We start from the raw sequence: 9,726 nt of genomic DNA on the forward strand, positions 1-9,726 counted from the left end.
TCACCAAAGGTTCCATGATCATGCAGGTATACAGGTTTTCGAATAGGATTTCCTTTTTTTAACTCCTGCAGGTGTTCTTCAAGAAGATTCAGATTATTTGCAGATATAAGCAGGGGGGTAATCCCCATCTCTGTCCTGGTTTTGCGATCATAGAGATGGTAATCATCCACCGTTATAGATGTGACCAGTTCTTCCCCGAAAATATCTGATATTGCCTTTGTGAATGTTGATTTTCCTGATCCTGAATCGCCTGCCACTCCTATGAGATAGATAAGAGGAGAATGCCGGATAACCTCCCGGAAATTTTCTGGCTGCGTCATTCAGATTCCACAAAGTGTTATTTAGTAATTATCCGTGACTAAAGGATCTGACGCATGTTTCTCGGCAATCGTATCGGCTAATCGTTTCAGTTCATCTCTGGTTTTCTCATCCGGAGCTCCCTGAATATATACCGGAGGTATCAATTCTGCTTTTATGTGAGGTATCATCGACGTGAGCGCATCGATGGTCTTCCCTCCCCATCCGTACGAGCCGATAACAGATACATACCTTGTTTTGGGTTTGACTAAATTTGCAAGATACGCAGTATTTACCATCACCGGATGAGGTCCGAAAAGAACTGTTGGTGTTGCCAGTATGACAGTTGCAGCATCAACCAGTTCCATTGCCAGAAGTCCGGTATCTGCATCAGTAAGATGAAATGGTTTTACTCCAATATTCCGTTCCATGAGCAGTTCAGTAAGCGTCCGAACCATTCGTTCAGTACTTCCATGCATGGAAACATAGGGAATGAGTACATTATTTCTGACGGTATCATCGGTCCATTGCCTGTATTTATCAATAATCCACTCTGGATCATGATAGAGCGGCCCATGACTTGGTGCGATTATCTGTATATCCATATTCGAGATGGATTCGAGGTGTTTTTTTATGCTCCCGCGAAACGGCATCATTATTTCTGCATAATATCGCTTGGCTGCAATCTCAATCTTACATGGCTCATTCATGTACAGTGAAGATGTCGCAAAATGGGAGCCGAACAGATCACAGGAGAAGAGAATTTTCTCCTCCGGACTGTAGGTAACCATGGTTTCAGGCCAGTGTACCCATGGATATTCATAAAATTCGAGAGTTATATCACCAAGATGGAGTACATCACCAGTTTTTACAACCTGGACCCTGCCGGCAGGCACATCCAGAAGATGATTGATAAGGTCTTTACATTTTTCTGTGCAATAGACCTTTGCTCCCGGAAACAATTCAAGTAATATGGGGAGAGATCCTGCATGATCCTGTTCGGCGTGATTGATAATGATTGCATCAATCCTATCACATCCGGCACGAACAATGTTGGTGATAAACTCCTCTTCGGAGGAGGGATCAACCGTATCAATAAGGGCCGTCTTCTCACTCCCTCTGATAAGGTAAGAATTATATGATGTCCCATCCGGCAGGGGGATAAGACTATCAAATAGTCTTCTATCCCAGTCAATAGTGCCGATTGAGAAAATGCGTTCTTTTATTTTTCTGACTACCATATACAAACCTCAATAGTTCTGTTGAATATATACGCAGGCAAGTACATTAAAAAACCTGTTGGAAGTATATCTTTCTAAACTGTAGGAATATCCTGTTTCCAGTTATTATGCGGGGAATACCCTGCCGATTATTATGAAGGTAAAAAACCGGGGAAATCTTACCAGAATCCCATCTTTTTTTCCTTCCACTCAGCACATTTCCATGTGGATTCAACTTTTGGCCTGATATGGATTATTTTATATTTGCCTTCATTATCGTTTCCTACATATATCGGAACAGGAGGGTTTTTCCAGCACTCAAGTCGTAAAACCTCTTTATTTTTACCAAGGATAGGGATACAGAACTGACAATTCTGGCATACATGAGGATCTGCCATAGGTTATTGTTCTGAGATGCCTTCCATTTATAGATATACTCTATTATCGGCATTCAAATCGAAACATATATCGTACACCCGGAATCACTGGTTTTTATGAATCCTGGAATCTTCGACAAAATTTTTAAACCACATCCGAAACCCCACATTGTCGAAAGTCCTCCACCACCCCTTATTATCAGGGGGCCGGGTATGGAATGCCGGGAATATGATGAAAAGCCCTACTTCATTGTTGCGTCGGTGGAGATGGGGAATACTACAACAAAATGTATTCTGACCGGGGTAAATCTTGAGACCGGTATGTGTTATGTTATTAATAAAACGGTCAGTATGAGCCGCGATGTCAGGCCACCAGCTCCTGGAGAAGAGATATTTGGCAGAACACTTGACGGAACCGAACTGACCCGCGAATCTGTCACTGAACTGGTGCGTGACACATTAATCAAATGCCATAAAGATGCAAAACTGGATATTAAAAAAGACCTTGATTTTGTCGTCCGAAGTACCGGGGTTGTTGCTGCTATGGATTCTCCGGATCAGGTCGGAGATTTTATTATTGCCCTTGCAAACGGATGCCTTGAGGCCGGAGTTCCACCCAAAAAGATGACACCTCCGATGTCAAAGATGAACCAGCCACAAAAATTACAGCCGTTTTCATTTGCTGACCGGGTCAATTTCTCCGGAGCGGTTGCCGGAGTCGTTCCCCCTCAGGGGACAACCGGAGTCGAGATGGTTGCCAATGAAATGGAGGGTGAACTGGCCATGGCGGGGATTAAGGAAGGTGCAAAATGGACTCCTGTTGATTTTCGCAACCCATGCATCTCCATAGATTTTGGAACTACCCTGGATGGCCGGATCACTTCCAGAGTCGATCCACAATCCACAAATCCATTTGCAAAAACAATCGGCAATATCTGTGGTCTGGCCGGGGCTATCCCTGATGCCATCGTAAAAGGAACCGGTCTTGTTAATAAAAAGAACGGGACAGCCCTGGATATTTTCGGAGAGAAGAGCAGATTATCCACGGTTCTCGGATCCAGAAAATCATCAAATATTGTCCGCTCATATGTGGATGCATGTCATGATTTGATATCTGTCGAAGTGGTTCCGGAAGATAGAACGCGATATGGGATGGTTCCCGTTTATGCCAAAGTTGCTAAGGAATCCGGAGTCGCCTTAATCGGTGTTGATGCAGGGGTGAACGGTTCCAACCTTGAAAAACTGGGTGAAATAGGAAACGAAGTAATTACAAAACACTCATTACCGGTATTAAATGAAGTAATCGATCGTGTGTGTGCCCAGATGGCCCTTCGTATGATCGATGTGGTACAGGAGCTTGGTATGATATATCCTGAAAGTTCTATCGGATTTACCGGGAGAGCTGCAATATCCGGGAAGAAACCGGAGTATATTCTTCAGGGCATTATCGAACGAAAACTCTTTCAAAATCCAGTTGACCACGTTGTCTTTGTTGATGATGGTCTTGCACGGGGTGCCGCACTTATGGGACGATGCATGAATTCGCTGGGCAAACCAGACAAACCAATCGGAGGAGTCAGAGGGGGAAAATGTATTATGTCAAGGCGGATTGCTATCGGCAAATAATTCTCTTTTCATACAAAGGGAAATGCTCATCCCTGAATACTTATAAACCTTAAAACCATGGAAGATGAGCAATTATATGACCTGGTTTTTCCTCCCGGAACACCCCGCACAATTATTCGCGATATTTTGGAAAAATTTGATATTGAACTTGTAGAACGGGGAGAGAAGATAACCTTTGCAAATATGGAGGGAGATGTCCGCAATCTCATTGCAGCCAGAGGGAAAAAAGAGACAATGATAGAGGTAGAAAAATTTTTCAAAGAAAAATTAAAGGAATTTATCGACGGGATCCCGCAATAAAGGCACATCCCATCAGAATACACAGGGATAACACGATTGTGATCCCATTAAGAGAACTTTTTTGCGTCTGCATCGGAGTTGTCTGAATAATTATTTCAGTCTCACTTTCTTTCGTGGGGACAGGTGTCACATCAGGGACCGCCTCTGTCTGGTTGACAGCAGGTGCAGGTGTTATTGGACCTGTTGGTATCTGACCAGCTGGTTGGTCCGTTACAAGATCAAAAACCGCGGTTTCAACATACCCTTTTCCGATGACTTCTGCCCGTACCATATAGGTATCAGGTGACCAGCCTTGAGAATCAAAGGTTCCATTCCAGATATATTCCGAATTATTCCCCCGCTTAACAGGAACCACTCCAGACCCACCTCCACTCATTGAGGGTTCATACTTTGCTTTCGGTCCAAAGGAGGCCGGCCATATGTCAATATGAATCGAATTATCTGTGTTAAAGTTCGTAGTTCCCTCAATGACAACCGGTTCTCCTGCAATAAAAGAAGGAGGAACCAGAATATCAGCGTATACTGAAAAAGAAAGGATGGAAAAGAGAGTCAGAATAACTACTCCGGATACGATGATACATTTCATGCTATAGTATCATGAGTAAACAGGTATAATGAATATTTCTCACATGCCTGAACACATTGTATCTCAATCAGATAATGCAGAAAAAAAAGTATTCGCGCTTCTTCATGCCCCGTATGAAGAACCCTGCTCTATTGCGCAGTGGTTTTATGATCGCTCAATTCCTGTATTCAATATACATCTATGGAACGGGGATTCTCTCCCTGATCCTGGAGAGGTATCTTTTCTCATTATTATGGGAGGGCCGATGAATATCTATCAACATGATGTCTATCCCTGGCTTATTGAAGAAAAAAAGTTTATTGGTTCAATCATAAAAAGGAATGTTCCTGTTTTAGGAATTTGTCTAGGCGCTCAGTTACTATCTGATGTACTTGGGGGAAAAGTTACACGACTTCCCACACCAGAATATGGGTGGATTTCAATCTCACGTCGCCACGAGATTTTTCAGGATCATCCGTTCTCTTCAATCATCCCGCAAGAATGTATGGTTTTTTCGTGGCACCAGGATACATTTTCAATCCCGGATCAGGCAATTCCAATTTATTCTTCAGCATCATGTCAAAACCAGGGCTTTATATATAATCATTTCATCGTGGGTCTCCAGTTTCATCCAGAACTGGATGAGCAGGATATCAGAAGCTTTTTATCACTCGTGGAAAAGGATACGGGAATACGAGAGTATGAGTATCCTAAAGAAGATATACTAAATAGAATTTCTCTCTGTAAAATGGGGCATGCATTTTTAAAGGACTTGTTACCGTATATGGCTAGTTATATGAATCCATCCGGTTCACACACATTTTTTTAATTATTTTCCATCAGACGATCCCTTCAAATCCAATGAAATAAGATCATTGGTATGCTTGATCTTCTCTTTGAGACAACTTGGTCTCCCTATATGGCTGGAGCAGGGATTGGTATTCTTCTCTGGTGTTCATTTCTTTTTTCAGACCGGCCACTTGGGTGCAGTACTGCATTCTCTAAAACTTCAGGTATGATAGAACGTCTCATCTGCCCTGATAAGGTGAAGAACAAAGAATATTATAAAATGTTTAACCCGGAAATTGACTGGCAGTGGATGATGGTTCTTGGGATCATACTCGGATCCTTTTTTTCATCGATACTTTCAGGAACATTTCACATATCCTTTGTTCCTTCAGTTTTTCAGGGTGCATTCGGAGATAATATCTTTCTTCGGTTTATTACCGCGCTCGCTGGTGGAATTCTCATGGGCCTTGGAGCCCGATGGTGCTGGGGATGCACAAGCGGGCATGGAATATCCGGAATTTCCCAGTTGTCACTTGCAAGTCTCATTGCAGTGATGGGTTTTTTCGTGGCAGGGATTGGAACTGCAATGCTTCTTTTCTCCAGGTGATTGATGATGAACCTTAAAGAATGTCACAAAAATGCCGGACTTCAGAAGGTACTTGGTCTTCTTATTGGCATCGGATTTGGTTTTTGTCTTCAGAAAGGGGGTGTTACCAGTTATGATACCATCATTGGACAACTTCTTTTAACTGATTTTACGGTAGTAAAAGTAATAGTCTCTGCAATACTGGTGGGTATGATCGGTATTCATATTATGAAATCGTTCACTCTCATAGAATTTCATACCTTTCCAGGTTCAATAGGATCCAGTGTTATTGGCGGGTTATTATTCGGTATTGGATTTGGCCTGCTGGGATATTGCCCCGGGACAGTTGCCGGTGCGATCGGACAGGGGCAGATGGATGCACTCCTTGGGGGAGCGGTGGGAATCCTTATCGGAACTGGTCTCTTTGCACATTTTTATCCTGTGATAAATGAAAAGATCCTGTCAATAGGAATTTTTCCTGCTGAAACAATCCCGGAGCTTTTCCATATACCACGATGGATAGGAGTGGTGATATTTATACTTTGTCTGTCAGGAGTTTTATTCATCCTTCAGATGCTAGGGTTGTAAGTATTTTAAAGATCAATAATTTTGCAAAAAAATGATTGTGACTCCACCAGAAAAACGCCAGATACGACCCTGCTCAGTGTGTGCCTTCTTTGTCCTTATTTCAGATGGCGATGCCGGAAGATGCAATCTGGGAAAGGATGAGAGAGAGGGTACAGAAAGGCGACGGTGGGAACTGGATGAATTCTCTGATCTTATCAGATGGCCCTGCATGTACAATCTGACGCCGGAAGAGATTGAAGTATCAGTTGATTCATGGGTAAAAAGTCTGGTGAATGAATCACTCAGGTTCAGGACATCTGTCCAGACCAGACGTTCTATGACATCAACCCGGAGAAAAGGAAACAGAAAGATCTAATCTCTTTCCTGTTCGATTTACGATGAAACGACTGAACTCGTGAATACCTATATTGAATGGTGTTAATCGTACTCACGCCAGGTATGATTACACTTGCTATTTGTGCAGCGGAAAAACCTCACCTCACTCTCATCTGCAGACCTGAGTTGTCGAAGCCACCAGAATGCTTCGCCATTCCCACAATTGGGACATTTTACCGCGATGGTTGGAAGGGTCCGGACTGATTCGGCATCATCAACAATTACAATCTCTTTCTCCCGTCTTTTATCAGTGATCTTCATTTTTGTCTCACCATGGCCTTCTTTTTCCCAGCCACATGAGGTACAGACGAAAGAGCCACCCTTATTTTTTAGTAATTTTCCGCACTTCTCACAAAACATACTTATAGGTCTGATAAAGAAACATTTAAAATATACATCACCGGTCTCTCATCTCATCTCTATAGACAACGAGTAAGAAACATTATCTGATTGTCATTCAGACAATATGGGAGATGTTTGAACTCCTTATTCCTGTTTCCTGCTTTTTTTTCCTCCTGGCCCTCATTCCAGGGAGACATCGAATCCTTGCAGGCATTATTGCATGGATAACTATCATTATCGTTTTTATTGGCGGGCTCCCCTCATGGGTCGAAGAGAGTAATATTCTGTATCCGGTAATGGCGGTCCTTTCTATCCCGTTCTTAATCATAACGATTCGGCTTCTTTTAAAGAAGGATAATGCAGTAATAAGCCTTACCAGAGCTGCTGGCGTTGCATTTATTATTTATGCGCCATTTGCATTCATCGAAGCGATAGGTAATTTTCTGATTGCAACCGTTATAAGCCATACCTATGGCATTTTACAACTTCTTGGATATCCCGTATATCTTGTGTTATGGAATACCTTTCAGAGTGGATTTTTCAGGGTTGAAATAATCCTGGCATGTACCGGTATTCAGGCGATAGCAATTATGCTCGGCGTAGCATCAGCAGTTCCTACTACCATCCGACAAAAATGTCTGGCATTTCTCCTCATCGTCCCGACAATATATATACTCAACCTCTTTCGGAATGCAGGCGTGATCATCACCTATACCAGTCAATTATTTGCATGGCTACCGGACATATCAGGAAACCCTGAATATGGATACTCAAGTTTTTTCTGGGCACACAACATCTTTGCCGAAGGAATTGCATTGATTTTTCTGGTGGTCCTGGCATACAGTCTTTTCAGACTTATCCCCTCACTGGGCGATTTTGCAAGGGCCCTTGTATCCTCATATGAAAACGAGTTTAGGAGTATCGTTTATAAAGATACACAATTCTCTGAAAAGCAGAAAGATGAGTACAAACTGCGATAATAAGGACCGATATCCAGATAAATCCTGAAAGACCCCCAAGAACAAGAACCAGTACCGTTTCAGGACGGCCAAAAAAACCGATACCCTCAAGCGGATCATCAATTTTTCCTTCTTTTCGTTCGGTAAATCCAATCTCCGCATACGTAACCGGTTTTATAAAGGTATTCATCATTGAACCGATAATGGCTACAGCCACTACCCCAAAATCCCAGACCGGTGAGATATTCAAAAGTCCTGATATGATGGGAATTCCAGACAAACCTACTCCGAGAAGGACGATAGTGTCAACATATTTGTCTGCAATCCAGTCAAAGACCGCCCCAAACGGTGTTTCATGCCCGGTCATCCGTGCCACAGAACCGTCGACAAGATCCAGGATTGCAGAGCAGAACAAAAAAAGACTACCGATGAAATATGAATGGAAAATATAGGAAAATGAGCAGAAACAACCGCATAGGATTGATAATATGGTAATACTGTTTGGAGATAATCCGCTCTTTTTACATATTTCTGCTATCGGCTCGAGATACCTGATAAACCTGTACCGAAATGCAGTTATATTCATTCTTTCTCATTCGTTGATAATGATATGAGATATTTCTGCCGATGATTGCAAATTCAGAACTGAGAAGATGATGCAGGTTGTGCTTACTACCCAGGAAATAATTCCACATATGCAGCAAATATTAGTCCTGTACAATCAAACAGTACTGCCACCTATGTCTGACCATTCAAATCGCCCGTATGTTACCCTTGTATCAGAAGTAACCATTGATGGAAAACTCACGGTAACACGGGGCGCTTCATCCAAGCTCCTGATGCAGTTTATGTCTCATGAGGCGGAGGTATTACTCCATCAGATACGGGCTGAATCAGATGCAATAATGGTCGGAGCAAATACCATCAGAATTGACGACTCATTTCTGACTGTCAGGCATGTTCCGGGAAAGAATCCTATACGGGTAATTCCTACATCAAAAGCAGATATCTCTCCAGACGCACATGTGCTCTCACCTGACGCGCCAACCATTATTGCCGTATCAGCCAGGGCAGAGAAGGATAAATGTGAAGCATTGGCAGAGAAAGGTGCTCATATTGAGGTTTGTGGAGATGATTTGGTTGATCTTCATGTTCTTATGAAGCTCCTTTATGAGAAATATGCCATTCATACGCTGATGATTGAAGGAGGTTCAACCCTGAACGGCCACATGTTCCAGGAGAATCTTATTGATGAACTTGTCCTCATTCATCTCCCTTTTATTGCCGGTGGAGAAGACACCCCCTCTCTTGTTACCGGCCTTCATCCCCGGGAAGTGACTGATCTCTTAAAACTGGAACTGACTTCGCATTATCTGGCCGGAGATAACCTTATCACGAAGTGGCGTGTGATAAAAACCTGAAAAATTTAAATCATATGCAACGGGTCTCCCTTCATGAGTTCCCTCAGGACAGTAGTTGCATATTGACCAGGTAGAAGAGTGAATCTGATGAGTGGATCTGTATCAGCAATCTCATACGAGAGATCTGTTTTCATGATGACAGGACGGACTGATCCGGCAAAGGTGGTATCCAGTACCTTTGATACGGTTTCAAACATATCCGGGGTGATTCCCTGTTGTTCCAGAACAGACTGAATATTCTGATCATCTGTTCCTGGTCCAGGCGTAAATGACCCTCCAGG

The 9,726-nt window shown here is 42.8% G+C and carries 13 protein-coding genes and 1 pseudogene; 8 read left to right on the forward strand and 6 right to left on the reverse strand.

All coding sequences use genetic code 11. The annotated features are described in order from the left end of the window. Together PLA23_RS06390 and PLA23_RS06395 are read right to left on the reverse strand one after the other, a co-directional pair. Positions 1-320: pseudogene (locus PLA23_RS06390) on the reverse strand (phosphoribulokinase); the annotation flags it as partial. A 21-nt stretch (positions 321-341) separates the two neighbouring features. Beyond that, positions 342-1,538, reverse strand: a complete 1,197-nt coding sequence (locus PLA23_RS06395; RefSeq protein WP_324331340.1) for an FprA family A-type flavoprotein — start codon at positions 1,536-1,538, stop codon at positions 342-344. Between the two features lie 473 nt (positions 1,539-2,011). Here PLA23_RS06395 and PLA23_RS06400 point away from each other — a divergent pair, with 473 nt between their 5' ends. Continuing rightward, positions 2,012-3,520 carry a methanogenesis marker 14 protein gene (locus PLA23_RS06400; RefSeq protein ID WP_324331339.1) on the forward strand — a complete coding sequence of 503 codons (1,509 nt, stop codon included), beginning with the start codon at positions 2,012-2,014 and terminating at the stop codon, positions 3,518-3,520. A 57-nt stretch (positions 3,521-3,577) separates the two neighbouring features. Then, complete coding sequence (locus PLA23_RS06405) at positions 3,578-3,820, forward strand: hypothetical protein (RefSeq protein ID WP_324331337.1); 243 nt, start codon at positions 3,578-3,580, stop codon at positions 3,818-3,820. Here PLA23_RS06405 and PLA23_RS06410 read toward each other — a convergent pair. Beyond that, on the reverse strand, positions 3,798-4,406 hold the full coding sequence (locus PLA23_RS06410) for a hypothetical protein (RefSeq protein WP_324331335.1): 609 nt from the start codon (positions 4,404-4,406) through the stop codon (positions 3,798-3,800). The genes PLA23_RS06405 and PLA23_RS06410 overlap by 23 nt on opposite strands. Positions 4,407-4,449: 43 nt before the next feature. On the opposite strand from PLA23_RS06410, the gene PLA23_RS06415 reads away from it, so the two are divergent. The 4 genes from PLA23_RS06415 to PLA23_RS06430 are packed head-to-tail and all read left to right on the forward strand — an operon-like array spanning position 4,450 to position 6,703. Further along, positions 4,450-5,214 carry a type 1 glutamine amidotransferase gene (locus PLA23_RS06415; protein ID WP_324474503.1) on the forward strand — a complete coding sequence of 255 codons (765 nt, stop codon included), beginning with the start codon at positions 4,450-4,452 and terminating at the stop codon, positions 5,212-5,214. Positions 5,215-5,265: 51 nt separating this feature from the next. Then, entirely contained in the window at positions 5,266-5,781 is a 516-nt protein-coding gene (locus PLA23_RS06420) for a YeeE/YedE thiosulfate transporter family protein (RefSeq protein WP_324474498.1), read from the forward strand. A 3-nt stretch (positions 5,782-5,784) separates the two neighbouring features. Next, positions 5,785-6,348 (forward strand): YeeE/YedE thiosulfate transporter family protein, encoded by a 564-nt coding sequence (locus PLA23_RS06425; RefSeq protein WP_324329667.1) that lies wholly within the window; start codon positions 5,785-5,787, stop codon positions 6,346-6,348. A 37-nt stretch (positions 6,349-6,385) separates the two neighbouring features. Further along, entirely contained in the window at positions 6,386-6,703 is a 318-nt protein-coding gene (locus PLA23_RS06430) for a hypothetical protein (RefSeq protein WP_324329671.1), read from the forward strand. Positions 6,704-6,765: 62 nt separating this feature from the next. Here the strand turns inward: PLA23_RS06430 and PLA23_RS06435 are convergent, their stop codons facing one another. Continuing rightward, entirely contained in the window at positions 6,766-7,083 is a 318-nt protein-coding gene (locus PLA23_RS06435) for a transcription factor S (RefSeq protein ID WP_324329673.1), read from the reverse strand. Positions 7,084-7,196: 113 nt separating this feature from the next. On the opposite strand from PLA23_RS06435, the gene artA reads away from it, so the two are divergent. After that, complete coding sequence (gene artA, locus PLA23_RS06440) at positions 7,197-8,045, forward strand: archaeosortase A (protein WP_324329675.1); 849 nt, start codon at positions 7,197-7,199, stop codon at positions 8,043-8,045. On the opposite strand, the gene PLA23_RS06445 is transcribed toward artA, so the two are convergent. Further along, positions 7,978-8,610 (reverse strand): CDP-alcohol phosphatidyltransferase family protein, encoded by a 633-nt coding sequence (locus PLA23_RS06445; RefSeq protein WP_324329676.1) that lies wholly within the window; start codon positions 8,608-8,610, stop codon positions 7,978-7,980. The two genes, artA and PLA23_RS06445, sit on opposite strands and share 68 nt — an antisense overlap. A 109-nt stretch (positions 8,611-8,719) precedes the next feature. On the opposite strand from PLA23_RS06445, the gene PLA23_RS06450 reads away from it, so the two are divergent. After that, the gene (locus PLA23_RS06450; protein WP_324474500.1) at positions 8,720-9,445 is read left to right on the forward strand and encodes a RibD family protein; all 726 of its coding nucleotides are present in this window, start codon (positions 8,720-8,722) and stop codon (positions 9,443-9,445) included. A 5-nt stretch (positions 9,446-9,450) separates the two neighbouring features. Here PLA23_RS06450 and truD read toward each other — a convergent pair. After that, a partial coding sequence (gene truD, locus PLA23_RS06455; protein ID WP_324474502.1) for a tRNA pseudouridine(13) synthase TruD occupies positions 9,451-9,726 on the reverse strand: 276 nt, incomplete at its 5' end.

This window comes from Methanospirillum sp., assembly GCF_035406105.1.
GTDB lineage: Archaea > Halobacteriota > Methanomicrobia > Methanomicrobiales > Methanospirillaceae > Methanospirillum.